The organism is Comamonas jiangduensis (genome assembly GCF_030162955.1).
GTDB lineage: Bacteria > Pseudomonadota > Gammaproteobacteria > Burkholderiales > Burkholderiaceae_C > Comamonas > Comamonas jiangduensis.
In genome coordinates, this window is the sequence record NZ_JARXOV010000023.1 from 22,377 (window position 1) to 48,783 (window position 26,407).

27 protein-coding genes are annotated in these 26,407 nt (G+C 57.7%); 10 read left to right on the plus strand and 17 right to left on the minus strand.

All coding sequences use genetic code 11. The annotated features are described in order from the left end of the window. Positions 1-123 precede the first annotated feature (123 nt). The 3 genes from QEP12_RS15630 (at position 124) to QEP12_RS15640 (ending at position 3,009) form a co-directional block, all read left to right on the plus strand. Positions 124-738, plus strand: coding sequence for a Maf family protein (locus tag QEP12_RS15630; protein ID WP_174862613.1), 615 nt, complete (start codon positions 124-126; stop codon positions 736-738). A 61-nt stretch (positions 739-799) separates the two neighbouring features. Beyond that, entirely contained in the window at positions 800-2,287 is a 1,488-nt protein-coding gene (gene rng, locus QEP12_RS15635) for a ribonuclease G (protein ID WP_284214821.1), read from the plus strand. A gap of 83 nt (positions 2,288-2,370) precedes the next feature. Beyond that, positions 2,371-3,009, plus strand: a complete 639-nt coding sequence (locus tag QEP12_RS15640) for a DsbA family protein (protein WP_284214822.1) — start codon at positions 2,371-2,373, stop codon at positions 3,007-3,009. A 193-nt stretch (positions 3,010-3,202) separates the two neighbouring features. Here the strand turns inward: QEP12_RS15640 and QEP12_RS15645 are convergent, their stop codons facing one another. From QEP12_RS15645 to lptF, 7 genes are all read right to left on the minus strand, one after another. Further along, entirely contained in the window at positions 3,203-4,378 is a 1,176-nt protein-coding gene (locus tag QEP12_RS15645; RefSeq protein WP_284214823.1) for a glycerate kinase, read from the minus strand. Between the two features lie 37 nt (positions 4,379-4,415). Then, the gene (locus QEP12_RS15650) at positions 4,416-5,753 is read right to left on the minus strand and encodes a GntP family permease (protein WP_284214824.1); all 1,338 of its coding nucleotides are present in this window, start codon (positions 5,751-5,753) and stop codon (positions 4,416-4,418) included. Positions 5,754-6,202: 449 nt separating this feature from the next. Continuing rightward, positions 6,203-7,363, minus strand: a complete 1,161-nt coding sequence (locus tag QEP12_RS15655) for a pyridoxal phosphate-dependent aminotransferase (RefSeq protein ID WP_284214825.1) — start codon at positions 7,361-7,363, stop codon at positions 6,203-6,205. A 47-nt stretch (positions 7,364-7,410) separates the two neighbouring features. Beyond that, entirely contained in the window at positions 7,411-8,352 is a 942-nt protein-coding gene (locus tag QEP12_RS15660; RefSeq protein ID WP_219161973.1) for a CysB family HTH-type transcriptional regulator, read from the minus strand. 61 nt (positions 8,353-8,413) lie between these two features. Further along, on the minus strand, positions 8,414-8,815 hold the full coding sequence (locus QEP12_RS15665; protein ID WP_284214826.1) for a sirohydrochlorin chelatase: 402 nt from the start codon (positions 8,813-8,815) through the stop codon (positions 8,414-8,416). Continuing rightward, on the minus strand, positions 8,794-9,921 hold the full coding sequence (gene lptG, locus QEP12_RS15670) for an LPS export ABC transporter permease LptG (protein ID WP_284214827.1): 1,128 nt from the start codon (positions 9,919-9,921) through the stop codon (positions 8,794-8,796). Before lptG ends, QEP12_RS15665 begins: the two co-directional genes overlap by 22 nt. Further along, positions 9,918-11,012, minus strand: a complete 1,095-nt coding sequence (lptF, locus tag QEP12_RS15675; protein WP_174862581.1) for an LPS export ABC transporter permease LptF — start codon at positions 11,010-11,012, stop codon at positions 9,918-9,920. Before lptF ends, lptG begins: the two co-directional genes overlap by 4 nt. 24 nt (positions 11,013-11,036) lie before the next feature. On the opposite strand from lptF, the gene QEP12_RS15680 reads away from it, so the two are divergent. From QEP12_RS15680 to QEP12_RS15690, 3 genes are read left to right on the plus strand one after another with little or no spacing between them, the layout of a single operon-like run. Next, positions 11,037-12,602, plus strand: a complete 1,566-nt coding sequence (locus QEP12_RS15680; RefSeq protein WP_284214828.1) for a leucyl aminopeptidase — start codon at positions 11,037-11,039, stop codon at positions 12,600-12,602. Beyond that, a complete protein-coding gene (locus QEP12_RS15685) occupies positions 12,602-13,057 on the plus strand; it encodes a DNA polymerase III subunit chi (RefSeq protein ID WP_174862580.1) in 456 nt (151 codons plus the stop codon). The genes QEP12_RS15680 and QEP12_RS15685 overlap by 1 nt, the downstream gene beginning before the upstream one ends. Further along, the gene (locus QEP12_RS15690) at positions 13,057-13,494 is read left to right on the plus strand and encodes a hypothetical protein (protein ID WP_284214829.1); all 438 of its coding nucleotides are present in this window, start codon (positions 13,057-13,059) and stop codon (positions 13,492-13,494) included. Before QEP12_RS15685 ends, QEP12_RS15690 begins: the two co-directional genes overlap by 1 nt. 16 nt (positions 13,495-13,510) lie before the next feature. Here QEP12_RS15690 and QEP12_RS15695 read toward each other — a convergent pair whose 3' ends face one another. From QEP12_RS15695 to lexA, 4 genes are all read right to left on the minus strand, one after another. Continuing rightward, entirely contained in the window at positions 13,511-14,512 is a 1,002-nt protein-coding gene (locus QEP12_RS15695) for a D-2-hydroxyacid dehydrogenase family protein (protein ID WP_284214830.1), read from the minus strand. 251 nt (positions 14,513-14,763) lie between these two features. Continuing rightward, complete coding sequence (locus QEP12_RS15700) at positions 14,764-14,925, minus strand: hypothetical protein (RefSeq protein ID WP_174862577.1); 162 nt, start codon at positions 14,923-14,925, stop codon at positions 14,764-14,766. A gap of 174 nt (positions 14,926-15,099) precedes the next feature. Then, the gene (locus QEP12_RS15705) at positions 15,100-15,363 is read right to left on the minus strand and encodes a hypothetical protein (RefSeq protein ID WP_174862576.1); all 264 of its coding nucleotides are present in this window, start codon (positions 15,361-15,363) and stop codon (positions 15,100-15,102) included. 93 nt (positions 15,364-15,456) lie between these two features. After that, positions 15,457-16,128: a transcriptional repressor LexA gene (gene lexA / locus QEP12_RS15710; protein WP_219161964.1), complete on the minus strand. Its 672-nt coding sequence runs from the start codon at positions 16,126-16,128 to the stop codon at positions 15,457-15,459. Between the two features lie 73 nt (positions 16,129-16,201). On the opposite strand from lexA, the gene QEP12_RS15715 reads away from it, so the two are divergent. Further along, the gene (locus tag QEP12_RS15715; RefSeq protein ID WP_284214831.1) at positions 16,202-17,152 is read left to right on the plus strand and encodes an asparaginase; all 951 of its coding nucleotides are present in this window, start codon (positions 16,202-16,204) and stop codon (positions 17,150-17,152) included. A 101-nt stretch (positions 17,153-17,253) separates the two neighbouring features. On the opposite strand, the gene adk is transcribed toward QEP12_RS15715, so the two are convergent. The 6 genes from adk to QEP12_RS15745 all read right to left on the minus strand — a co-directional run bounded on the left by adk (position 17,254) and on the right by QEP12_RS15745 (position 21,405). Next, complete coding sequence (adk, locus tag QEP12_RS15720; protein WP_174862773.1) at positions 17,254-17,910, minus strand: adenylate kinase; 657 nt, start codon at positions 17,908-17,910, stop codon at positions 17,254-17,256. A gap of 403 nt (positions 17,911-18,313) precedes the next feature. After that, positions 18,314-19,075, minus strand: coding sequence for a 3-deoxy-manno-octulosonate cytidylyltransferase (gene kdsB, locus QEP12_RS15725; protein ID WP_174862772.1), 762 nt, complete (start codon positions 19,073-19,075; stop codon positions 18,314-18,316). Between the two features lie 5 nt (positions 19,076-19,080). Next, entirely contained in the window at positions 19,081-19,263 is a 183-nt protein-coding gene (locus QEP12_RS15730; protein ID WP_174862771.1) for a Trm112 family protein, read from the minus strand. Between the two features lie 25 nt (positions 19,264-19,288). After that, positions 19,289-20,311 (minus strand): tetraacyldisaccharide 4'-kinase, encoded by a 1,023-nt coding sequence (gene lpxK, locus QEP12_RS15735; protein WP_284214832.1) that lies wholly within the window; start codon positions 20,309-20,311, stop codon positions 19,289-19,291. 10 nt (positions 20,312-20,321) lie between these two features. Further along, positions 20,322-20,750: an ExbD/TolR family protein gene (locus QEP12_RS15740; RefSeq protein ID WP_174862781.1), complete on the minus strand. Its 429-nt coding sequence runs from the start codon at positions 20,748-20,750 to the stop codon at positions 20,322-20,324. Between the two features lie 22 nt (positions 20,751-20,772). Next, the gene (locus QEP12_RS15745) at positions 20,773-21,405 is read right to left on the minus strand and encodes a MotA/TolQ/ExbB proton channel family protein (RefSeq protein ID WP_284214833.1); all 633 of its coding nucleotides are present in this window, start codon (positions 21,403-21,405) and stop codon (positions 20,773-20,775) included. Between the two features lie 174 nt (positions 21,406-21,579). On the opposite strand from QEP12_RS15745, the gene xseA reads away from it, so the two are divergent. The 3 genes from xseA (at position 21,580) to QEP12_RS15760 (ending at position 26,285) form a co-directional block, all read left to right on the plus strand. Further along, complete coding sequence (xseA, locus tag QEP12_RS15750; protein ID WP_431308104.1) at positions 21,580-22,899, plus strand: exodeoxyribonuclease VII large subunit; 1,320 nt, start codon at positions 21,580-21,582, stop codon at positions 22,897-22,899. Between the two features lie 211 nt (positions 22,900-23,110). Next, complete coding sequence (locus QEP12_RS15755; protein ID WP_174862768.1) at positions 23,111-23,695, plus strand: superoxide dismutase; 585 nt, start codon at positions 23,111-23,113, stop codon at positions 23,693-23,695. Positions 23,696-24,050: 355 nt separating this feature from the next. After that, entirely contained in the window at positions 24,051-26,285 is a 2,235-nt protein-coding gene (locus tag QEP12_RS15760; protein ID WP_284214834.1) for an NADP-dependent isocitrate dehydrogenase, read from the plus strand. The last annotated feature ends 122 nt before the right edge of the window (positions 26,286-26,407 follow it).

Here is a 26,407-nt window from a genome sequence, read left to right on the forward strand (position 1 = left end):
GGGCTTTGTTTTTTGTGTCAGGTGTGGGTGAGATTGCCGATTTGCAGGCTGCGTGGTACTATTTTTTTAGTAGCTTTCAGCGCTTGTCAGATAAGCGCAAACGCCTTTTTTTATTGAGATTGCATGCCTGACTTTATTTATCTTGCTTCCCAAAGCCCGCGCCGCAGCCAACTGCTGCAGCAACTGGGTGTGCGCCATGAACTGCTGCTGCCCAACGCGCCAGGCGATGTGCCCGAAGATGCGGAAGCGATCGAAGCAGTGTTGCCCGGCGAAGCGCCTCGCGATTACGTGCAACGGGTCACAGCTTTGAAGCTTGATGCTGCGGTCGCACGCTGGGCACGGCGTGGTTTGTCGCCTGCACCGGTGCTGACCTCAGACACCACGGTTGCGCTGGGCACAGAAATTTTGGGCAAACCGGAAGATGCTGGGCAGGCGCAAACCATGCTGCGCAAGCTGTCAGGCCAAACGCACGAAGTACTCACGGCCGTAGCGCTGCAACATGGTGCGCAACGTTTGCAGGCACTGTCCATGTCCAAAGTGCGCTTCATGGCCATGAGTGATGCACAGATAGCTGCTTATGTGGCCTCTGGCGAACCCTTTGGCAAAGCCGGTGCCTACGGCGTGCAGGGCTTGGCGGCAGCCATGATTGAACACATCGAAGGCAGCTACTCGGGCATCATGGGTTTGCCCGTGTTTGAAACTGCACAATTGCTGCGTCAAATCGGTTGGAAGCTCTAAAGCGTGCTTAGATTGATCTGCCAGCCCTGCCTCGGGTGATCCTTATAGAAAAACAGACAACATGCAGCAAGATATTTTGATCAATTGGTCGCCCCAAGAGACCCGGGTGGCGGTGGTGGAGCAGGGGGCGGTGCAAGAGTTGCACATTGAGCGCACGCTCGAACGCGGTTTGGTGGGCAACATCTACCTGGGCAAGGTTTCGCGCGTGCTGCCGGGCATGCAGTCGGCATTCATTGACATTGGCCTGGAGCGCGCAGCCTTCTTGCACGTGGCCGATGTGTGGCAGCGCCATGAAAGCGGCGATGCACCCATGATTGCGCGCAAGAATGAGCCTCCCAAGCCCATTGAACACCAGGTGTTTGAGGGTCAATCGATTGTGGTGCAGGTCATCAAGGACCCGATTGGCACCAAGGGCGCACGCTTGTCCACGCAGATCAGCATTGCAGGGCGGTTGCTGGTGCACCTGCCGCAAGACGAGCACATTGGCGTGTCGCAAAAAATCACCCCTGAAGAGCGCGATGCCTTACGTGGCCGTTTGCAGCAACTGGTGGGTCTGAAAGAAAACGGCGGCGGTGGCGGCTTTATTTTGCGCACCAATGGCGAAGATGCCACCGACGATGAGCTGGCCGAAGACATCGCTTACCTGCGTAAAACCTGGGCGCGCGTAAAAAACGCAGCGGTGACGCTGCCGCCCATGTCGGTGTTGCACCAGGACTTGAATTTGCTGCAGCGTGTGCTGCGCGACATGGTGGGCGAAGACACGCAAAGTATCCGCATTGACTCCAAAGAGCAATTTGGTTTGCTGATGGCCTTTGGCAAAGAGTTCATGCCCAGTGCTGCCCCCAAGCTGCAGCTGTACAAAGGCGAGCGGCCGATTTTCGACCTGTATTCCATCGACGAGGAAATCGCCAAAGCGCTGGGACGCCGTGTGGATTTGAAGTCGGGGGGCTACCTCATCATCGACCAGACCGAGGCTTTGACCACGGTGGATGTGAACACCGGTGGCTATGTCGGTGCGCGCAATTTTGATGACACCATCTTCAAAACCAACTTGGAGGCTGCGCAAGCGATTGCGCGCCAGATGCGGCTGCGCAATTTGGGCGGCATCATCATTGCCGACTTCATTGACATGGCGCACGATGAGCACCGCGAGCAGGTTTTGGAAGAGCTGAACAAACAACTCAAGCGTGATCGTGTCAAGACCATGGCGGGCACCTTCTCGCAACTGGGTTTGGTGGAGATGACGCGCAAACGCACGCGCGAGTCACTGGCGCACATGCTGTGCGAGGCCTGCCCCGTGTGCCAGGGCAAGGGCAGCGTGAAAACGGTGCGCAGCGTGGCCTACGAGATCCTGCGCGAAATTCTGCGTGAGGCGCGCCAGTTCAATCCCAAGGAATTCCGTGTGGTGGCCAACCCCGATGTGATTGATTTGCTGCTCGATGAAGAAAGCCAGCATCTGGCCGGGCTAAGCGACTTTATCCAAAAGCCGATTTCACTGCAGTCCGAAGGCGCGCTAGCGCAGGAGCAGTACGACATTGTGCTGCTGTGAGTTGGCCGCAGTATTCATGCAGGCTGCACCGACAGCATCGCCCGGCTGGGGCAGATAGGAACGGATAGGGAACGGATTGGTGCATGAGCAACACCCTGCATTACATTTTTGATCCTCTGTGCGGCTGGTGCTATGGCGCCGGTGCGGTAGTGGCCAAAGTCGCGGACTTGCCCGGCCTGCAGCTCAAGCTGTGGCCGTGCGGCATGTTTTCGGGTGCTGGCGCGCGCGCTATGGATGATGCCTTTGCGGCCTACGCTTGGGCGAATGACCAGCGTATTGCACAGTTGACGGGGCAGCCTTTTTCGCAGCGTTATCGCAGCCAGGTACTGGATGATCGGCAGCAACGGTTTGACAGCGGCCCCCTCAGCCTGGCGCTGACTGCCGTGGCGCTGACGGCGCCGGCGCACGAGGTCAGGGCGCTCAAGTCTTTGCAGCATGCACGCTATGTGAACGGGGAGGATGTGACCTCCACCGCGCATGTGGCGCAGTGCTTGCAAGGGCTGGGTTTGGCGCAGGCGGCACAGTGCTTGCGTGACGGCGGGGCTGCGCTGCATGCCGCACACACGGCCCGCACGCAGCAAGCGCAACACTGGCTGCAGCAATTGGGCGTGCGGGGCGTGCCTGCCTTCATGCTGGAACATGATGGCCGTGGTCAGCTGTTGTCATCAGAGCTGTTGTTTTCGGATCCTGCTGCGTGGATGGCGCAACTGCAAGCCGCTTAAGGCTTAAGGCTTGAGCTTGTTAGCAGCATTCCTTCACTGAAAGGTGCGCAGTTAAGTAGGTCATAGCACGCCTTCAAGTCATAAAAAAAGAGCTAGCAGCGCTGATTGAATAACTGCTTCAGCGCGAAAAGTATTTGAAAACAAGAAAGGGAGAGCGCAGGCAGCTCCATTTTTTGATAGCGCCTATAAACCGTTACGCGTGGGGGGCGTGATTTGAAGGAGCATCGCGTGGGGTGCGCTGCCCGATGGCCAGCATGGCGGCCACATTGCGTGCAGCGCTGCGCACGTTGAACGTAGCTTCCGCCATGGCGTCTTCGATGTTGCAGGTGCGGCTGAGCACGCTGAAGATGGCATCAATGCCGTGGTCATGCACCACATGGGCGTTGGTGCCCAGGCTGCCCGCAATACCGATCACCGGTTTGCCGTGCTTGCGTGCGACGGTGGCTACGCCAAACGGGGTTTTGCCGAAGATGGTTTGCTGGTCAATGCGGCCTTCGCCGGTGATGACCAAATCTGCATCTTGCACGGCGGCTTCCAGACCCACGGCCTTGGCAATGATTTCACAGCCGGGGCGCAACTGGCCTTTGAGAAAAGCCAGCATTGCCGCACCCATGCCACCTGCGGCACCGGCACCGGCAATGTGCTCCACCTCTACGCCCATATCCCGTTCAATGAGCTGGGCAAAGTGCTGGAGGTTGGCATCCAGCGTTTGCACCATCGCCGGGGTGGCGCCTTTTTGCGGGCCAAAAATGGCCGAGGCACCGCGCGCGCCGGTCAGCGGGTTGTCCACGTCGCAGGCGACTTCGATGGTGCATGCGGCCAGGCGTGCATCCAGGCCGCTGGCATCGATACGTGCCAGTTGCGCCAGTGGGGCGCCGCCACGGCCAATGGGCTGGCCCTTGTCATCCAGCAGCTTGACACCCAAAGCCTGCAGCATGCCGGCTCCGCCGTCGTTGGTGGCGCTGCCGCCAATGCCCACAATCAGGTGGAGCGCCCCGGCATCCAGTGCAGCGGCGATGAGCTCGCCCGTGCCGTAGCTGGTGGTGATGAGTGGATCGCGCTGGTCGGCGGGCACCAAGGCCAGGCCGCTGGCTGCGGCCATTTCAATCATGGCGGTGTGGCCGTCGCCGGTCAGTGCGTAAAAGCTGGGAATGCGCTCACCCAGCGGGGCGGTGACTTCAACTTCTACGCGGCGACCGTGCGTGGCCTCAATCATGGCTTGCACCGTGCCTTCGCCGCCATCGGCCATGGGCACTTTGACGTACTGCGCATCGGGAAAGACTTCCTTGAAGCCCAGCTCAATCTGCGTGGCCACTTCCAGCGCAGACAGGCTTTCTTTGTAGGAGTCGGGGGCGATCACAATTTTCATGATGGACGCTTTGGGCTAGTCGGGCGAACCGCGGGCATTACAGGAAGAAGAAGCTTGCGCCCCAGATGCAGGCGAAAGTCACCACGCCCATGACGATGGTGGAGGTGGTGAACACGCGCAGCGATTGCTCCATTTCAATGTTGGAGAACTTGGTCACCACCCAGAAATAGGAGTCGTTGGCGTGCGACGCAACCAAGGAGCCTGCACCAATGGCCAGCACGGCAAAGATGCGGCCCGCTTCAGAATCCAGGCCGAATGTGGCCAGGCTGGGCACGATGATGGCGGCGGTGGTAATGGAGGCAACCGTAGAGGAGCCTTGGGCAGTTTTCAGCAACGCGGCAATGATGAAGGGCATCAGCAGGCCGACAGAGGCGGAACCCAGCGCTTGGCCCAGCGCGCCGCCCACGCCCGTTTCCTTGATGATGGCGCCAAACATGCCGCCAGCGCCCGTGATGATCAAAATGGGGCCCGCCTTGGAGATGGCTTCTTCCAGCACGGCGCTGAAGTCACCCTTTTGACCGCCGTTGCATGCCAGCAGCCAGATGCCGCACAGCATGCCCACCAGCAGGGCAATCACGGGGTTGCCCAGAAAGTGAAAGACTGCGGCCACGCCGTCCTTCAAGCCAAAGGTGGTCAGCAAGGTGGAGATGGAGATCAGCACCAACGGCAGCACCACGGGCAGCAGCGAGAAACCAAACGAGGGCAGTTGGGTCGTCGATGGCTGCGCGGGGGCTTCCAGGGTGGCGGGCGCGTAGTCCATGCCCTTGCACATTTTGCTGGACCAGAAGTAAGCGGCGATCAGACCGGGTACTGCAAAAACGATGCTGGCTACCACCAGCAGGCCGAGGTTGGCATTCATGGTGGTTGCAGCTGCCAAAGCGCCGGGGTGGGTAGGAACCAGGCAGTGCACGGCAAACAGCGAGGTGCCCAAAATGGATGCCAGCAGGGGCATGGGCAGCTGGGAGGTTGCGCTGATGGTGCGCACAATGCCGCTCAGAATGATGTAGCCGGTGTCGCAAAAAATGGTCAAACCGGGGATGAAACCGGTCCAGGCCACGGCGGCTTTGGTGTTTTTCTTGCCCGCCATGTTCATGATGTGCGTAGCCAGACTCAGCGCGCCGCCGCTGCGCTCCATGCACACGGCAATCGCCGCGCCAAAGATGATGATGAAGGAGATGCCGCCCAGCGTGTTGCCAAAGCCGGTCTTCATGGCGTCAATCACTTTGCCAAACGGCAGCCCTGTGCCAAACACGGCCAGCGCCATGGTCACGGCAAACAGTGCACCGAAGACGTTGAATTTGACCTTGGCGGTCAAATAAATGATGGCCACGATACTGAGAACCACCAAGATGGAGGAGATAGCAATACTGCTCATGGGTTGATACCTGATAGAGAGAAATCGTGCGCAGAGGTGGGCGTGCGTCTTGGTAGCAGCAGAGGGATGCCAGCTGCGCGGGCGCTAGGCCGCTGGGGCTCAAAGGGGCATCCTGATCGGCGCATGCTGCGCGTTTGCGCATGCATGCCAACGGGGCGCGATTATAGGAGCGCACCCTCCGCCAGCTTGGTTGCAAGGGCTATGTCAACGCCTTGTGCAGCGTGGCCAAGCAGGGGGATTGGATTTATTTTTATAGCTACTAGCGCGCTTTAATCAATCATTTCCAATACAAAGCTATCTGAAAACAATAAAGGGAGGGCGTAAGCTGCTCCCTTTATTGATTGGTGCGCGGTGGGTGTGCGCTTAACCGGCTGGCACAATCAACCGGCTAACACGACCCCTGTTACGCCCTTGCTGCGGTTTGCCGTAATTAGCCGAAGGCGTGCCCCTTAAAGCTTGCGCAGACGCTCCAGCGCGGCCAGCAAGGTTGCATCTTGCTTGGCAAAGCAAAAGCGCACCACTTTTTGAGCGAAACCATCCCCGTAAAACGCAGACAGCGGAATGGCGGCCACGCCCAGCTCTTGCACCATCCACTGGCAAAAATCGGCTTCGTTGAGATCTGTCACTTCAGAAATATCCACGCACTGGAAGTAAGTGCCCGTGGTGGGCAGCAGCTTCAGGCGCGTTTGCTGCAGCCCTTCTGCAAATAAATCGCGCTTGCGCTGGTAGAAGGCGGGCAACTCCAGATAGGGCGCCGGGTCTTGCATATAGGCGGCCAAGCCGACCTGCATGGGCGTGTTCACGGTGAATACATTGAACTGGTGCACCTTGCGGAATTCGCTCATCAGCGCGGCTGGTGCTGCCACCGTACCCACCTTCCAGCCGGTGACGTGGTAAGTCTTGCCAAAGCTGGAGACGATGAAGGCGCGCGCTGCCAAGCCGGGAAAGCGTGCGGCACTTTCGTGCTGCGCGCCGTCAAACACCATGTGTTCGTACACTTCATCGCTGATCAGCAGCACGTTGGTGGGGGCGAGCAGGGCTTCGAGCTGGCGCATTTCATCAGCGGTCCAGATGGTGGCGCTGGGGTTGTGCGGGGTGTTCACAATCATCAGGCGCGTTTGGGGCGTGATGGCTGCGGCAATTTTTGCGAAGTCTGGGCGGAAGCTGCCGGGCGTAAGCGGCACCCGCACAATGACGCCGCCGGCCAACTCAATATTGGGGGCATAGCTGTCGTAGCAAGGGTCCAGCACAATGACTTCATCACCCGCGTGCACCGTGGCCAAAATGGCCGTCAAGATGGCTTGCGTGGCACCTGCGGTGATGGTGATCTCGGTGTGTGGGTCGTAGTGTGTGCCGTGCAAGGCGGCAATTTTGGCGGCCACGGCTTCGCGCAACTGCGGCATGCCGGGCATGGGCGGGTATTGGTTGTGCCCGGCTTGCATAGCGGCGGTGACGGCATCCAGCAACTTGGGGTCGCAGCCGAAGTCGGGAAAGCCTTGGCCCAAATTAACAGCGTGGTGCTGGTTGGCCAGGGCCGACATCACAGAAAAAATGGTGGTGCCCACGTTGGGCAGCTTGCTAGGGAAAGCAGGGGTCACAGGTGTTGTCATGGCAAAAAAATGGGATGCCGTGTGGCACCCCGGTTTTGAGCAGGAAATCAAAGTTCGTAATCGTTCACGTGGCCGCTCATGGCGCGCAAGATCAAGTCTCGCGAGAGGCGGTCGCTCAGCGTTTCGGCAAATTTGTACACAAAGTTGCGCAGGTAGGCGCCGCGCTTGAAGGCGACGCGCGCCACGCTCTGGCCAAACAGGTGGCCCATGGGGCGTGAAACCAAATCAGGGCCCAGTTCTTCACGCATGGCCATCTCGGCCACGATGCCAATACCCAGACCAAGGCGCACATAGGTTTTGATCACGTCCGAGTCAATCGCTTCCAGCACGATGCGCGGCGCAATTTTGCGCGTGGCAAAGGCCGCATCGACCTTGCCGCGCCCCGTGAACGAGGGGTGGTAGGTAATCAGCGGTTCGTCGGCCAAGTCATCCAAACCGATGCGCTCTTTGGTCGCCAGACGGTGTCCACTGGGCACGACCAGCACGTGCTGCCATTCATAGCAGGGCAATGTCACCAAGTCGGGGTAATCGGCCAGCGATTCGGTGGCCATGCCAATTTCAGCGACTTCGTCGATCACCATGCGCGCCACTTCGTGGGGCGTGGCTTGGTGCAAGCTGATATTGACCTTGGGGTAACTGCTGCGCAGCTTGGCCACGGCGTGCGGCAGCACATAACGCGCTTGGGTGTGGGTGGTGGCAATGCTGAGTGTGCCGCTGTCTTGGGCGCTGAACTGCTCACCAATGCGCTTGAGGTTACCCACCTCACGCATGATGAGTTCAATGCTTTTGAGCACGTGTTGCCCGGGCTCGGTAATGCGCTTGAGGCGCTTGCCGTGCCGCGCAAAGATGTCCACCCCCAGCTCTTCTTCCAGCTCAATGATGGCTTTGGAGACGCCGGGCTGCGAGGTGTGCAGCGCTTTGGCCGCTTCGGTCAGATTGAGGTTGCGGCGGGCAGCTTCTTGGACAAAACGGAATTGATGGAGGTTCATAAGAGGATGGTAGCAACGATGCTTTCATCATTATGAATGAAATATCTAAAGATGTATTTTTTTATGCAATATATTGCATGGCAATCTGTGCCAGTAGCTGGATCACACGGGGGTCTTCGCCCACGGCGGTGGCAACCTCAAAACTGACAGCAGGATGCTGTTGGCGCAGCGCTTCGACCAGGACGGGTAAATCATGGCGGGCGTGGCGGCCTGTGCCTAAAAACATGGGCAGCACCATAATGGCTGTGCAGCCCTGATGGATCAGGTGCTGGCAGGCCGTGGGGAGATCGGGCTCGGTGAGTTCGAGGTATGCACAGGTACTCAGCGCATCGGGGCACTGTTGCTGCAGGGCATCGGCGACGGCTGCAATCGGTAGCGACCAGCGCGGATCGCGCGAGCCGTGGGCGAAGAATACGATGCCGCGCACCGGCGGCATCTGCGTTATCGGCGTATGACCAGCCATGCAAAAGCTCCAAGGGAGAGTAAGGAGTAAATCAGGCCAGGAGCTGCAGCCGTGAGCATGGGCGACCAGTTCTGCAGATTGCCCGCATAGCCAAACACGTTGTTGAGCAAGAAGAAGCTGATGCCCGCCATGACACCCCCAAACACGTAGCCTGCGATGCCGCCAGAGCGAAAGTGCAGGTAAGCAAAGGGCAGTGCCAGCACGACCATCACCAGGCAACTCAGCGGATAGAACACTTTGCGCCAGAATTCAATTTCGTATTTCTGTGCGGACTGATCGTTGGTCTTCAAGTGCTGGATGAACTGAAACAGCTCCAGCGTTGGCATACGATCCGGCTTGTGCACGGCTGCAATCAGCATCTCGCTGGTAATGCTGGTGGGCCAATTCAGCTGCGCATGGCTGTCTTTGGTGACGGCTGCAGCGCTGTCGTTGGCGGTCGAACTGGCATAGCTCAGCTGTGTCAGGCGCGCATTTTCCAGCAACCAGTTGTCCGCCTCTTCTTGCACTTGGCCTTGGTCTGCATGCAGTTGCAGTGTCATGCGCCCTTGGCGATCAAACTCAAAAATGCGGATACCGGTGAGGGCACCGTCTGCGCGTACAGCACGCACGTTGACAGCCAAGGTGCCATCTTTGGTTTTTTCTTTGAGCCAAGCGCCAGTCGATCCAGTGGTGGAGGTTTGCCCTAAATACTTGGCCTTGGCTACCAATGCCCAGCGTTCTGCAGCAGGTGCAATGTAGTCACCGACGGCGACGGTGAGCACGACAAAGCCAGCGCCCAAAACCAGCATGGTGCGCAAAGCCATCCATGGGCCTAAGCCACTGGTGCGCATGATGGTGAACTCCGAGCTTTGTGCAAAGCGCGCCATCACAAAAATACTCCCAATCAGCACCGCAATCGGCAGCAATTCATACAAATGCTTGGGCAATCCAAAGGTGACGGCCAGTAATGCGTGCCATACGGTGTAGGTGACGTCGCCAAATTTGCGGCCTACGTCCCCCATTTCATCGAGCAAATCGAAGAAAAAAAACATGGCCAAAAAAGCCAGCGCCACAAAGCCGATTGCGCTGATGGTGTCGCGGTAGATGAGTGTGCGTAACGTTTTCATGCAGTTACTCCACGACGTTGCCACAGGTCTTTGATGTGCCAACGGTGATGCCGGATGGCCAAGCCGAGTGCAGCAATCGCAAAGATGCTTCCATGGATGCCCAGGAGATAACCACCTAAAGACATGCGACCCGAAGCAACCCAGCTTTGTCCCATGTTCATTAAGTTGTAATACACCACGAAGGCCAATAAAGCGACGACCAAGCTGGTGCTTTGGCCGGCACGAGGGTTCACGATGGTGATGGCTAAAGCCAGTACCAAAAGATTGAGCGCTGCCAGTGGCAGGCCTGCACGCCAGCCCGCTTCAGCCAGATAGACAGGGTTGGTGTTTTGAAGCAATTGCGGTGTAGAAATCGCTCGCGCGGTCAGGCTGGTTTTGGCGGGGCTGCTGTCTTCCAAACGCAGCGTATAGCTGTCAAAGTGTGTGAGTTTGATTTGACCGGTAGTCTGGTCGGTTTCTACACGCTGGCCCTCAGTCAGGACGGCATTACGCACACCATCCACTGTTTGGATTTGTGCGGTCTTGGAGGACGTCACAAATTCACGACCTTGGCGTTGCTCCACCAGAAAAATATTGCTGGCCGATTCTTGTGAGACGCTGTCCTTGTCAATGAAGATCACGCGTGTGCCATCAGAAGATTCTTGAAACTCACCGGGCGCAATGCGGTCTATATCACTACGTTGCTCAAATTGGCTGCGCAATTCTTGGATCTGTTGGTTGCTCCAAGGCCAAACGAGCAGGCCCAGTACAGCAATCACTGCCACAATCGGCCAAGCAAAGCGCAAGATAGGCTTGAGTTGGCTGGCGAGGCCTTGGCCACTGGCAAACCAGATGGACATTTCGCTATCGCGGTACATGCGCGACAGCGTGCCAACCACCGCCACAAAGAGGCTCAGCGTCAAAATCGTGGACAGTTGACCAAGCACGGTAAAACCCATGACCAGCATCACATCGGATGGGCTGACAGTGCCTTTGGTGGCTTGGCCCAGCGTGCGGATCAGCATCATGGTCATAACCACGGTGATAAGCACCACTAAGGTGGCGCCGAAGCTGCGGCCCAGCTCCTTGCGTATGGATGAATCGAATAACATTGGCTGAAAAGGAAAACGCCGATTATGAACTTTGAACTGAAGGCTTTGAATCTGTCCAGCGCAGCTGCAGCAAAGTGTGATCTTCTTTTATTGTTGGTGCCTGAGTCATTCAAGCCCCAACAAGACCCTTTGTCCGCCTTGGTAGACAGCGTAACGCGCCATGGTGACTGGTCTGCGGCCGGTAGTAAACAGCTGCATTTGTACCAGCCCCAAGGGGTGCAAGCGCGCCGCGTGCTATTGCTGGGCACAGGCAAAGGCTCTGCGCGGGATGTGCGCGCTGCGCTAGCAAGTGCTGCTTCCGTGCTCAAAGCCGAAGGTGTCAAACATGCGGTAATTTGTTTGAGCGCTTTGGAAGATGCTGCCGAGGCAGTGCGTATTGCTGTGCAGTCTGTAGCGGATGCTGCATATACCTACACATTGACCAGATCAAAAGCAAAATCCCCTGCGCTGGGCAAAGTGACCGTGGGAGTGACTAGCAAGACTGCTGCTATCAGCCAGATTTTTGACCAAGTCGTGGCGGTCTCTGTGGGCCAGTCGCTGGCCAAAGAATGGGGTAATCGACCTGCAAACTACGCAACTCCTAGCTTGCTGGCCAAGGCCGCGAAGGACTTGGCCAAGCAGTCGCCAGCTATTCAATGCAAGGTGCATGGCCCCAAGGATGTTGAGAAACTGGGAATGGGGGCGTTTTTGGCCGTTGCCCAAGGCTCTAAAGAACCTTTGCAATTGATTGAGCTGAGCTATAGCGGGGCAGCGAAGTCGCAGGCTCCGGTGGTGTTGGTGGGCAAAGGCATCACGTTTGATACAGGTGGCATTTCTCTCAAGCCTGCCGCAGCTATGGATGAAATGAAGTTCGATATGTGTGGCGCGGCGAGTGTGCTGGGGGTATTTCGTGCGTTAGCGGAACTCAAACCTGCCATCAATGTGGTCGGTTTGATTCCTGCGTGCGAGAACATGCCTGATGGCGCTGCTGTAAAGCCCGGTGATGTGGTAACCAGCATGAGTGGTCAAACCATCGAAATTTTGAATACTGATGCTGAAGGGCGCTTGGTGCTGTGCGATGCGCTGACCTATGCTGCACGCTTTAAACCGGCTGCCGTGGTCGACATCGCAACGTTGACGGGTGCGTGTGTAATTGCCCTGGGCGGTGTACGCTCGGGTATGTACGCCAACCAAGAGGCACTGGGCCAGGCATTGCAGCAGGCAGGTGAAAAGAGTCATGACCTGTGCTGGCGCATGCCTTTGGATGATGATTATTCCGAAGGCCTCAAGAGCAATTTCGCGGACGTGGGTAATGTGGCTGGCCGCGCTGGTGGCTCTATCACTGCGGCTAAATTCCTGCAGCGTTTCGTGGGCGATATGCCCTGGGCGCATTTGGATATCGCGGGTACCGCATGGAAGGAAGGGGCTGCAAAGGGGGCAACAGGTCGTCCTGTGCCTTTGCTGGTGCAGTATCTGCTGGATGCAGCGCAGCAACCTGTGGCCAAGACGCGTAAAGCGCCAGAGGCAACCAAGCCTGCGCGCAAATCTGCCTCGAAGACTGCATTGGCGCCTCAAACAGCGGCGGTAAAAGCGAAGGCGCTTCAAGTCTGATGACTGACACAACCTCTAGCCCACAGGTGGCTTTTCACTTCAACGCACCAGATAAGTTGGACTATGCGTGCCGTTTTATTCGCAAAGCATTGCGCCACGACGCACGTGTGACCGTGGTTGCTCCGCTGGAGCGGCTGCTGCAACTGTCTGCACGTCTGTGGAAGTTTGCAGGGCATGAGTTTTTGGCCCATGCAGTACAAGGCGATGATGCAGAGCTTTTTGCTTTGGCTCCCGTGGTGCTGGTGGAAGCTGCTCAGCTCAGCACGCACCGTGAGGTGCTGCTGAATTTGGGGCCGGAAATGCCACAAGGTTTTGAGTCGTTCAGCAAAGTGGTAGAGGTGGTGTCCAGCTTTGATGAACAAGATCGTGCATTGGCCCGTGGGCGTTGGCGCAGTTACCAAAGTGCAGGACATGCGATTGAGCGGTTTGACTTGGTACTGCAAGGAGATCGGTGATGGCTGCTATGGATACACGGCATCCTCCGCGTTTCGTGCCGACGCTCACTGATGTAGTTCCAGACGCTGAGACGATGCTGACTGCTCCCAACTTCGCTGTGTCGCAAGAGCATTTGCCAGAGCCGGTGGATGCGCCGTTTGTGCAAGATGTTGCGGAGTCCGCAGCACCTCTGGCGAAAACTGCCGGCGCGCCAGAACTGCCAACGCAGCAGTGCTTGGTGGATATAGCGCAGTCTATGCAGGCCAATGTCATGGCTCGCCTGGATGAGACTTTGGAGGAGCGTTTGCGCTATGCGCTGGCAGACATGGTGCAACTGCACACCCAATCGCTGTATCAAGCGATTCGCGCTGATGTTGAGCGCCTGGTGAGCAGTGCCGTGCATGAGGCCATCGCCCAAGAGCTGGCGCATATGCGCTCCCAAACCGATCAGCTTTGATTGATGCTCAGCTGTCCTAACGTGGTGCAGCTTCAGGGTTCAAAATATTGCTAGGCGTACCTTGTGCAAAGTTACGCACGTTGTCAAACGCAGCCCCGAAGTACAGTTCATAGCTGTCTTGCTCTACATATCCAATGTGGGGCGTGCAGATGCAGTTTTCCATCCGCAGCAGGGACTGGCCTTGCAAAATAGGCTCGCTCTCAAAGACGTCAATAGCGGCTAAGCCGGGACGGCCGCGCTGCAAGGCGGTCACCAGCGCATCGGGCGCTATCAGTTCTGCACGTGCTGTATTTACCAGCAATGCTGTGGGTTTCATGAGTGCTAGGTCTTGGCCTTGCACAATATGTTGGGTTTGCGCATTAAGTCGCAGGTGTAAGGACAGCACGTCGCTGTGAGCAAAAAAGGATTCTTGGCTTGCAGCGGCCGCATACCCATCTTGCTGGGCTTTTATGCGGGAAGATTCACTGCCCCAGATGGTGACTTGCATGCCAAATGCCTTGCCATAGCCTGCCACCAACTGGCCGATTCGACCATAACCCCAAATGCCTAATGTGCGCCCTCGCAGCGAGGTACCCAAGGCAAAATTGGGGGGCATAGAGGCTGTCTTTAACCCTGATTGTTGCCATGCACCATGTTTGAGGTTAGAGATGTATTGCGGCAGGCGCCTTGTGGCAGCCATGATGAGTGCCCATGTCAGCTCAGCAGGCGCAACTGGTGAGCCTACGCCCTCTGCAATCAGAACGCCGTGGTCGGTGCAAGCCTGAACGTCGATGTGGGGCCCTGCTTTGCCTACCTGCGCAATAAGTTTTAACTTGGGCAGTTTCTCAATCAATTGCCGGCTAATCGGCGTGCGCTCTCGTATCAGGACGATGACGTCTGCATCGCGCAAGCGCACCGCGAGTTGACCCACACCTTTGACCGTGTTGGTAAAGACTTTGGTCGTAAAACCATCCAAGAGCGCTGCGCATTGCAGCTTGCGCACAGCATCTTGGTAGTCGTCGAGGATGACAATATTCATGGGCAATAGGGGCTTGCTGCTGGAGCCAAGAAAAGCATGCATTGCAAATAGCATGCAAGGACTGCTGTACCCCGCGTATTGTCCTATAGCCTGAGTGCATGAAGCCCGTGGTTAGGGGCATATCGTGTATGCAACTGCGACATTCGTGCAGTTTTAGTTGCACGAGCGGTTGAGGGGTATATGCCAATTAGGCTCTTGAGCTAAGCGGAAAAAGCGCTGCTAGCTCCTATTTTTGCACTTCATGCAAGTGCCTAAGCTGGTTTGGGTGGGTGTTGCAACTGGGCCTTGGCGCGCTCCCAAGTCACGCGCACATCGGTTTTTTCAGCGGTGCGGTAGGTGAAGCTGCGGCCCATTAACCCGCCGCTGCTGGGCATAACAGGTTGGCGTGATGTGGAATACGGCGTAGTGCTCATAAATCCTCCTGCGGGTATGGCGCAACTGTATGAATCGGTGAGAACCGTTGGTTGCATCGTGCAGCAATTATCGGGAACTGATTCGGGCTTATTCACGCTATTTGTTGTCAGGTGTTTTTGATGTTTGGGTGAAGGGCCAAGAGTGGCGTGTGGTGGACGATGGGTTGTGCAGCATTAATGTGCTGCGACGCGCCATGTGTTGCGCACTTCTTGCGCAGCCAAAGCATCCAGCGCCGCACAAACATCCGCTAATTTGCCGGATAAGGCAAAACGATTGCTGTCCTTGTCTTTACTGCGGCGCATTAAACGGACATTCCCGGTGCAAGTTTTGCAAGTCACGGTGCGCAACGACACATCGCAGAAAGTATTTTGGTTGCTGGCGGATGTGCGCGCAGTTTCGATATGTGGCAGAGGCAATGGGCAGTGCAAAAGGTGCATGGCGTACTCCTTGGTGGAGAAATTGAGATAAAACAGGCGACAGCAATCCCTGCAGCGCAAATGGCCGCATGCATGGAGGGGGGGATGGCTTTTTTAGAGCTGGATGGCGTTGCGGATCAGGCCAACCGCCAGGCCTTCGATCGCAAAATTTTCTTCTTCACCGACTTGGATGATGGGGTAGTCAGGGTTTTCAGGCAGCAGCTCAATCCCGTGAGCGGATTTGCGCAAACGCTTGACGGTAACTTCATCACCGAGGCGTGCCACCACGATTTGACCGTTGCGGGCTTCTCGGGTGGATTGCACCGCGAGTAAATCCCCGTCCAAGATGCCGGCATCGCGCATCGACATGCCACGCACGCGCAAAAGGTAGTCGGGTTTGCTGGCAAACATGGAACTCTCGACGGCGAAACTTTGGTCAATGTGCTCTTGCGCCAAAATGGGCGACCCTGCAGCGACGCGGCCCACCAGCGGTAACCAAAGAGGTTGCATGGCAGCCATTGGCAGGTCAAAGTGTGTGCCACGGGCGGCGTTAATGTTGCGCACGGTCTCGCTGACCAAGCGAATGCCACGCGAAGTGCCGCTGACCAATTCAAGTACGCCTTTGCGTGCCAAAGCCTTGAGGTGCTCTTCTGCTGCATTGGCAGACCGGAACCCCAGGGTGCGCGCAATCTCGGCGCGTGTTGGCGGCGCGCCTGTGCGGGAGATGGCTTCTTGAATGAGATCCAGAATCTGCTGCTGTCTGGGGGTGAGGGTGGTGTGCTCCATGCCTGTCCTTTTGAAGGATAACTGTTTGTTTATCCAGTACCTGTATTTTTAACCAGTTTCGTGAGGTGTGCAAGTGTCTACAACAAGAAAAATTGTGATCTTGGGGATGGGGGGGACAATTGCGGGCCAGGGCAGCGCCCATGGAGGTGGTGTTGGCTACCAGCCAGGGCAGATTGATGTTGCACAGTTGTTGCAGCCGATTGTTGACCACTGCCTGCCAGAGCATTTCGTATTCGAGGCTGAACAGGTTGCGCAACTCGACAGCAAAGACATGGATATCACGACTTGGCAGCAGCTGGCGCAGGCGTGCAGCAAATGGCTGGATCAAGCTGATGTGGAAGGTGTAGTGATTACCCATGGCACCGATACATTGGAAGAGACGGCTTGGTTCTTGCAGTGCGTGCTGCGGCCGGTGAAACCTGTGGTCATGACATGTGCGATGCGCCCCGCCACGGCTTTGTCGGTCGACGGCCCTGCCAATTTGCGGGATGCAGTGATTTGTGCCGCTGATGGCGTGGCCGGCGTGTGGGTGACTGCGGCGGGCGAGGTGCATGGCGCGCAATGGCTGCGCAAGGTGCATCCGTACCGCGTACATGCCTTCTCCTCTGGAGCACAGGGGCCTGTAGCTTGGGTCGAGGAGGGGCGTGTGCGTTGGCTGCAGCGTGCATCTGCAGCCGTGGTATTGCCTGAAATGGCATCGGCAGTGTGGGAGCGCGATGCCCAGCATTGGCCGTGGGTGGAGTTGGTGACCAGTACCGCGGCAGCGCGGCCTGCTGCGGTAGATGCGTTGGTGGTGGCGGGCGTGCAGGGCCTCGTGGTGGCAGGCACGGGCAATGGGTCTATTCACCAAGCCTTGCAGCAAGCACTGCAGCGTGCCACGGCCCAAGGCGTGATGGTGTGGCGGACTACGCGCTGCGAGCAGGGGCAGATTGTGCTGGCCGATGGCGAGCAGGACGCGGCGGTGACGCCGCTTGGTCCTGTCAAGGCACGCATCAGTCTGATGCTGGCGCTGCTGCAAAACTAGTGCACACGCTTTGCGTGTGGAATGCGTGTGGCGCTGCGTGGCTGCAATGCACATAAAAAAGCTGCCTCTAGGGCAGCTTTTTTATGGAGTGTGTAAAAAGATCAGGCGCCCAAGGCTTGGAAAGCGCGCGCCGTGATTTCTTCGACAGAGCCCATGCCGCTGATGGCTCGGTACTGGGGAGCCTTGGCTGGGTCTTGCTTGGCCCAAGCTTGGTAGTAGTCCACCAAAGGACGCGTTTGGTTGCTGTACACATCCAGACGCTTTTTGACAGTCTCTTCCTTGTCATCGTCACGCTGTACCAGGTCTTCGCCGGTCACGTCGTCCTTGCCTTCCACCTTCGGTGGGTTGAACTTGACGTGGTAGGTGCGACCCGATGCAGGGTGCGAGCGGCGACCGCTCATGCGCTCGATGATGGCGTCAAAAGGAACGTCGATTTCCAGCACGTAGTCCAGATCCACGCCCGCAGCCTTCATGGCGTCGGCCTGTGGGATGGTGCGGGGGAAGCCATCGAACAAGAAACCGTTGGCGCAATCGGCTTGGGCGATGCGTTCTTTGACCAAGTTGATGATTAGGTCGTCGCTCACCAGCTGTCCAGCTTCCATCACGGCCTTGGCTTGCAGGCCCAAAGGTGTGCCAGCCTTCACGGCGGCGCGCAGCATGTCACCCGTGGAGATTTGGGGAATGCCGAACTTCTGGCAAATAAAAGCAGCTTGTGTGCCTTTGCCGGCGCCGGGAGCGCCCAACAAAATCAGTTTCATGGAGATCCTCGATATATAGAAATTCTTGGCGAAGCGGGGCGTTTTGATGCAGCAAAAAAGCAGGCGGCTACCGCTTGATATCTGTTCAAGGATAGCATGCACGCCCTTATTTTTGACTTACAAAGTTGCCAGTACTTCGCGTCTGCGTCGTTTCTCGGGGGCGATGCCAGTGACTTGACAGGCGGTGCTCAGAGTGCTTATTCGCTATACACAAAGCATACTGTGTTGATAATTGACAGATATGTCTTGTAGAAGACATTGCTGTGTAATTTCTGAAAATAGGAGCATTTGGCGCATGTCTGTGTTGAGTTTGCCATTGGAATGCATGGCATCTCTTGGAAATTCAAGCGCTAACTGCTCTTATTTTTCATTCATTTTTCAGAAATTCCTGAAATGTTTTGGCTTAAGCGTGGCGCAAGAGCGTGCGTACACGTTCCAAATCTTCTGGCGTGTCTACGCCTGTGCCGGGTGGCTTTCGTGTAATGTGCACGGCGATTTGATGGCCGTGCCACAGGGCGCGCAATTGTTCCAGTGATTCCAGCTGCTCCGTGGGCGCAGGCGTGAGTTGTGGAAAGCTGCGCAAAAACCCCGCTTTGTACGCGTATATACCCACATGGCGCAGCGGCGCGTGGTCGCTGTTTTCGCTCCACCATTGCGTGTCGGCATGGTCGCGGTTGAAGGGAATAGGGGCGCGGCTGAAGTAGTGCGCCAGGCCCTGGGCGTTGCACACGACTTTGACCACATTGGGGTTCAGATAGTCAGCCAGGGTGGCAATGCGGTGGGCGGCGGTGCCCATGCTGGCACTGGGTGCGCAGGCAAGCACCTGTGCCACGGCGTCAATCAAGGCGGGGTCTATCAGCGGCTCATCCCCTTGCACGTTGACCACCAGGTCGTCGCCATGCAGGCCCAATTGGGCGCAGGCTTCGGCCAAACGGTCGCTGCCGCTGGGGTGGTCAGCACGGGTCAGCAGCGCTTTGACCCCATGGGTGGTACACGCTTGCACGATAGAGGCATCGTCGGCGGCCACCACCACACGGTCGGCAGCACTTTGGCGTGCTTGCAGTGCTACACGCACCACCATGGGCAAGCCTGCAATGTCTGCCAGCGGTTTGTTGGGCAGACGGCTGGAGGCCAGTCGCGCGGGGATGAGAACGGTAAAGCCCACGGTGTTTAGCCTTCCAGTTCGCTGTCTTCCAGGGGGCGGGCTTCGTTTTCCAGCAAGATGGGCATGCCGTCGCGCACGGGGTAGGCCAAGCGGGCGCTTTGCGAGATCAGCTCCTGGCGCTCTTTGTCAAAGCGCAAAGGGCCTTTGGTGACGGGGCAGACCAAGAGTTCAAGCAGTTTGGAGTCCATAGCGGTGTACCAGTGGTGTTCTGTATTAAGAGGGGGATGATAGGCACGGATGCTTATCTAGCAGATCAAAATAGCCTTGATCCACGTGAAGGTGCAAAGGCACCGCCAAGGCGTCAGGGCATTGCTGCCAGAGCTTGGCGGCATCTTTTTCGGTGCAAATCACTTGCATGCGCTCACCAGACGGGCGCTTCCAGCTTTCAAAATTGTAGTGATCTGGCAGGGCTTCGGTGCTGGCCAATGCCAGAGACTGGGCGCGCAGCATGGCAAAAAAATCTTCGGGGCGGGCAATGGCTGCCAAAGCGTGCAGTGGCTGGCTTTGCAAGTTCTGCAAAGGCACGCGCTGGCCGCTGCGTGTGATGGCATAGGGCGCCAATTGGCGCTGCACATGAAAACACGGGATGCTGGCCGGTGTGCCTGAAGGCGGCCGCGCTGCGGAATACAGTGCAGCAGTGACCGGGCGTGGCCACGCTTCGCGCAGCGGGCCAGCAGGCAGCAGCCAGCCATTGCCAATGCCTTCGTTGTTGAAGACGCAAATCTCTATGTCGCGTGCCAGTGCGTGGTGCTGCAGCCCGTCGTCGCAAACCAGCACATTGGTGGCTGGATAGGCGGCCAGCAAGGCGCGAGCGGCATCGATGCGCTGGCGCGCCACAAAAACTGGCACGCCGCTGGCGCGGGCCATGAGCAAGGGCTCATCGCCCACCTCTTGCGGCAGGGATTCGGACGTCGCCTCGCGGCAGTCATTGGTGCTGCGGCCATAGCCGCGCGAGATGATGCCGGGCGTGAAGCCCCGTGACTGTAAATGCGCCACGGTGGCCAGCGTCACGGGGGTTTTGCCTGCGCCGCCTGCAATCACATTGCCCACCACGATGGTGGGAATGCCCGGGTGCGCAGCTTTTTTCCAGCCCCATACATACAGCTTGCGCTGCAACCCAGACAGTGCGCCATACACGGCCGCTAGTGGCCACAAAGCGCGGGCGGCCAGATTGCGGCTGCGCCAGATATGGCGCAAGCGCTCAGAGCCTGTGCCCTGGTGGGCGGGGGCACTCATTGGTGCAGCCTTATTTTTTGCCGGCAGAAGCGGCCGACTGGGTGGCAAAGGTAATTTGCGTCAAACCTGCACGTCGCGCAGCTTCCATGGCGGACACCACGGCCTGGTGCGGGGCTGCCGCATCGGCGCTGATGATGACAATGCTGTTGGCACCCGCTGGGGCGGCGCCAGCCAGGGCGCTGGCAATGGCATCGACCGAGCGGTCTTCGAGCGCGTTTTTGTCCACCGCGTAACGCCCATCGGCCGCGATGGAGACAATCACTTCCTTGGGGCGATCGCGCATTTGCTCCGCGTCTGCGGTGGGCAAGGTCAGTTGCAGTTCTGTGAATTTGCTGTAGGTGGTGCTCAGCATCAAGAAGATGAGGATCACCAAGAGCACGTCAATGAAGGGAATCAGATTGATCTCTGGCTCTTCAGCGCGGCGGGGGCGAAAATTCATAGCCATGGTGCGCTTCGCTTCGTTATTTGATGCGCAGGCGGTTGAGGTGGCGCACAAACTGTTCGCTGGCCAGCTCCAACTGCAGCAAATAAGCATCCACGCGGGCGCGGAAGTACTTCCAGAAGATCAGTGCAGGAATGGCCACGATCAAGCCAAAGGCGGTGTTGTACAGCGCAATCGAAATGCCGTGGGCGAGCTGGCCGGGGTTGCCGGTGCCTATTGCGCCTGCGTTGGCTTGTGAGCCAAAAATTTCAATCATGCCGATCACGGTGCCGAGCAGCCCCAGCAGTGGTGCGGCCGAGGCGATGGTGGCCAGTGCGCCCAGATATTTTTCCAGGCGGTGTGCCACCGAGCGGCCCTCCGCCTCCATGCGTGCGCGCAGGTCTTCTTCGCTGCTCTTGGGGTAGGCGCTGAGCTGCTGCATGCCACTGGCCAGCACTTCACCCAAGGCACTGTTTTGCGCCAGTTGCTGGATTACGTCGTTGGAGGGCAGCCGCTCTTTGGAGACGGTGATGGCTTCGTCGAGCAATTTGGGAGGTGCAACACGGGCGGTTTTCAACGAGATAAAGCGCTCAAAAATCAGTGCCAGTGCGAAGATGGAGCATGCAATAAGGGGCCAGATGGGCCAGCCAGCGGCCTGTATGATCGACAGCAACTTTGTTTCTCCCGTGCTTGTGTTGTGAGTCTGCAGCCATGCATTATCGCGCAGCACCAGCGCGCTGCTAGGCTTGTGTTGCTTGATTGGCCTGCAATTGGTAAGCATCAAAGCTTACGCGCTGGCCGTGCAGGTGCGCTGTTGTTTTCTGCACTTGTTTGAGTGGATGCAGTCCTGATGTCTTTCTTTGATCCCCTTCCTTCGCTTGGCAAACCCCGTGTGTGGGATGTAGGCGCTTTGTGCCGCGCTATTGCTGACAGTCTGGAGGCGCGTTTTAACCCTGTGACGGTGCGCGGCGAGATCACGGGCTTTTCTCGCGCAGGCAGTGGGCATTGCTATTTCAGCATCAAGGATGCGGGCGGGCAGTTGCGCTGTGCCATGTTTCGCCGTGCCGCTGTGGCGATGGATTTCACGCCGCGCGATGGTGAGCTGGTCGAGGTGCGTGGCAAGCTGGGGGTGTATGAGCAGCGTGGCGATTTGCAGCTGATTGTGGAGAGCCTGCAGCGCGCGGGGCAAGGTGCACTCTTTGAGCAGTTTTTGCGTGTGAAGGCCCAACTGGAGAGCGAAGGGCTGTTTGATGCTGCGCGTAAACGCCCTTTACCGGTGATGCCGCGTGGCATTGGCGTGGTCACATCGCTGGGCGCTGCGGCGTTGCACGATGTGGTGACGGCGCTGCGCCGCCGCGTCCCCCACATTCCGGTGTTGATTGCCCCTTCACTGGTGCAAGGGGGCGATGCCCCTGCATCGATTGCCCAGGCGCTGCAGCAGCTGTATGACGTGGCAGCGCGTAAAGGCGCGCCTGGCGTGCCAGTGATTGATGTGATTTTGCTGGTGCGTGGCGGTGGCTCCATGGAAGACCTGTGGGCTTTCAACGATGAACGGGTGGCGCGCGCCATTGTGCAAAGCCCGGTGCCGTTGATCAGCGGCGTAGGGCACGAGACCGATTTCACCATAGCGGACTTTTGCGCGGATCTGCGTGCGCCCACGCCCACGGCTGCGGCGGAGTTGGTGGCCCAGCCGCGCCAAGCATGGCTGGATGGGTTGGATGCGATGCAGGCGCGCATTCAAGATGCGTTGCTGCGCCAGGTGGACCGTCAGGCGCAGCGTCTGGATGCTGCGGCTCACCGGCTGGGGCGGCCCAGCCAGCAAATGGCGCAGCAGCGGCTGCATCTGTCGCAAACCCAGCAGCGTGCGCGGCATGGATTGCTCATGAAAATGCAGCGGCAGACGCAGGCTTATCAAGCGCTAGAGGCTGATTTGGTTAAAAAAACGCAACGCAGACTGCAGCAGCATGGCCAAGGTTTGCAGCAGTTGCAAGTGCGTGTTGAATTGCTCAATCCGCAGCGGGTGTTAGAGCGTGGCTACAGTGTACTGACCACGCAGAGCGGGCAGGTCATCACCAGCGCCAAGCAGGCACCCGTAGGCACACCGTTGAAAGCGGTGTTGGCCGATGGCAGTTTGGATGTGAGCGTGACGCAACCAAAGCTTTTGTAATCACCGTCATACTGAGTCATAGTCAAGCGCTTTGGCTTTTATAGCAAAAGCCTTGAGGTTTTAGCTGCAATTCGCCTGTGATGTTCCTACAATGGCTGACACAGTGCATGGTTTGCGCCAAGTCAAACTAAACGCTTGGATTGCACGCAGCATCTGGCTGACCGCTGCTGCGGTGCACCCTCTCTAACTATTTACACCACGAGGATTGAACATGGAACGCACTCTGCCCCCATTGCCTTACGCCATCGACGCCCTGGCTCCCCATTACAGCCAAGAAACGCTGGAGTACCACCACGGCAAGCACCACAACGCTTATGTGGTCAAGCTCAATGAGTTGCAAGTGGGCACCGAGTTTGAAAACATGGAACTGGAAGACGTCATCAAGAAGTCTTCGGGCGGCATCTACAACCAAGCAGCCCAGATCTGGAACCACACCTTCTTCTGGAACTGCATGACGCCCAATGGCGGTGCAGAGCCTACAGGCGCACTGGCGGATGCCATCAACAAGAAATGGGGCTCGTACGCTGAGTTCAAGAAAGCCTTTGTGGCTTCGGCAGTGGGCAACTTCGGCTCTGGCTGGACATGGTTGGTGAAGAAGGCTGATGGCTCGGTAGACATCGTCAACATGGGCGCTGCGGGCACACCTTTGACCACCGGCGACAAGGCGCTGCTCACGGTGGACGTGTGGGAACACGCTTACTACATCGACTACCGCAACGCACGTCCCAAGTTTGTGGAAACTTTCTTCGACAAGCTGGTGAACTGGAAGTTCGCTGAAGCCAACTTTGCCGCTTAATGCACTGACTGACAGTTAACTGTCATCGCCGGTCATGATGCCGGTCAAGCCCGCTGGTGAAAGCCCGCGGGCTTTTCTTTTGTGGCGCTGTTAGATTGTGGGCTGCAAGTCTCAAAAACAGCTTGCATTCAGCAAGTCTTATAGAAGAGTTTTTGATTAACTCTTGTAGAAGACTTGGCAAAAAGGGTGCATCAACGGTTAGAATTTTGTATTGTGGGAGTTCGCTTCACGGATACGAAATTTTGCGCTGTTGCTCCGGGCACCAAGCAAAACAGATACGGCAGCGGGCAACCGAGTCGGGACCAGGTCTTGTGCCTATCCATATCCCAGTAAACCATCGAGCCAAAAGCAAGAGATGACAACTCAGCAATCCACCATCATCTATACCCTGACGGATGAAGCTCCCCGTCTGGCCACCAGCGCTTTCCTGCCAGTGGTGCAAGCTTTCGCATCCACTGCGGGTGTGAATGTCGAAACCAGCGACATCTCTGTGGCTGCCCGTATCCTGGGTGAGTTCAGCGATATGCTGCCTGAAGCGCAGCGCGTTCCGAACACACTTGCCGAGCTGGGTAAGTTGACCCTGACGCCCGAGGCCAACATCATCAAGCTGCCTAACATTTCCGCTTCTGTGGCGCAGTTGATCGCAGCCATCAAGGAGCTGCAGGGCAAGGGCTACGCACTGCCCGATTACCCCGAAGACCCCAAGACAGACGAAGAAAAGGCCATCTTGGCGCGCTACTCCAAGTGCATCGGCTCGTCGGTGAACCCCGTGCTGCGCGAAGGTAACTCCGACCGCCGTGCGCCTGCTGCGGTGAAGAACTTCGCCAAGAAGAACCCCCACTCCATGGGTGAGTGGAAGCAGTGGTCGCAAACGCATGTCTCGCACATGCACGAAGGCGACTTCTACCACGGCGAAAAGTCCATGACGCTGGACAAGGCCCGTGACGTGAAGATGGTGCTGGAAACTACTTCGGGCAAGTCGATTGTTCTGAAGGAGAAGGTCGCGCTCAAGGACGGCGAGATCATCGACTCCATGTTCATGAGCAAGAAGGCGCTGTGCGACTTCTATGAGCGTGAATTGAATGACTGCAAGGAAGCAGGCATCTTGTTCTCGCTGCACGTCAAGGCCACCATGATGAAGGTCTCGCACCCCATCGTGTTCGGTCACTGCGTGAAGATCTACTACAAGGAAGCGTTCGAGAAGCACGGCAAGCTGTTTGATGAGTTGGGTATCAACGTCAACAACGGCATGGCTACGCTCTACGAAAAGATCGAGACGCTGCCTGCTTCGCAGCGCGAAGAGATCATTCGTGATCTGCACGCTTGCCACGCCAACCGTCCTGAGTTGGCCATGGTGGACTCTGCCAAGGGCATCACCAATTTCCACTCGCCCAACGACATCATCGTGGACGCATCCATGCCCGCCATGATTCGCCAAGGCGGCAAGATGTGGGGCGCTGACGGCAAGACTTACGACTGCAAGGCCGTGATGCCTGAGTCCACCTTTGCCCGTATCTACCAAGAAATGATCAATTTCTGCAAGTGGCACGGCAACTTCGACCCCCGCACCATGGGCACCGTGCCCAACGTGGGCTTGATGGCGCAAAAGGCGGAAGAGTACGGCTCGCACGACAAAACCTTTGAAATCTCTGAAGCCGGTGTGGCCAACATCGTAGACATCGCCACCGGTGAAGTGCTGCTGAGCCAAAACGTGGAAGCTGGCGACATCTGGCGTATGTGCCAGGTCAAGGACGCGCCGATCCGTGACTGGGTGAAGCTGGCCGTGACCCGTGCCCGCAACTCCGGCATGCCTGCCGTGTTCTGGCTGGACGCCTACCGTCCGCACGAAGCCGAGCTGATCAAGAAGGTGCAGAAGTACCTGAAGGACCACGACACCACGGGTCTGGACATCCAGATCATGAGCCAGGTGCGCGCCATGCGCTTCACCCTGGAGCGTGTGGCCCGTGGTCTGGACACCATCTCGGTGACCGGCAACATTCTGCGCGACTACCTGACCGACCTGTTCCCGATTCTGGAGCTGGGCACCTCGGCCAAGATGCTGTCCATCGTGCCTTTGATGGCAGGCGGCGGCATGTACGAAACCGGTGCCGGCGGCTCTGCGCCCAAGCACGTGCAGCAGCTGGTGGAGGAGAACTTCCTGCGCTGGGATTCGCTGGGCGAGTTCTTGGCATTGGCCGTGTCGCTGGAAGACATGGGCATCAAGAACAACAACGCGCAAGCCAAGTTGCTGGCCAAGACGTTGGATGAAGCCACCGGCAAGCTGCTGGACAACAACAAGTCGCCTTCGCGCAAGGTAGGCCAGATCGACAACCGTGGCTCGCAGTTCTACCTGTCGCTGTACTGGGCCCAAGCCTTGGCTGCGCAGACCGAAGACGCAGCCCTGGCTGCCAAGTTCGCGCCGCTGGCCAAGACTTTGGCCGAGAACGAAGCCAAGATCGTGGCTGAATTGAACGGCGTGCAAGGCAAGGCGGCCGACATCGGCGGTTACTACCAGCCTGACCTGGCCAAGCTGGACGCTGTGATGCGCCCCAGCGCGACTTTCAACGCAGCGATTGCATCGTTGGTGTGAATGTGACCTAGCAGCCCGACTGCTCAAAAAAGCCCACAGCCTTTACAAGCTGTGGGCTTTTTTGTTGCAGCGCTGGCTGGCTGGCCGGTTCGCCCGTTCTGCGAAGTACGTCGAAACCTGTA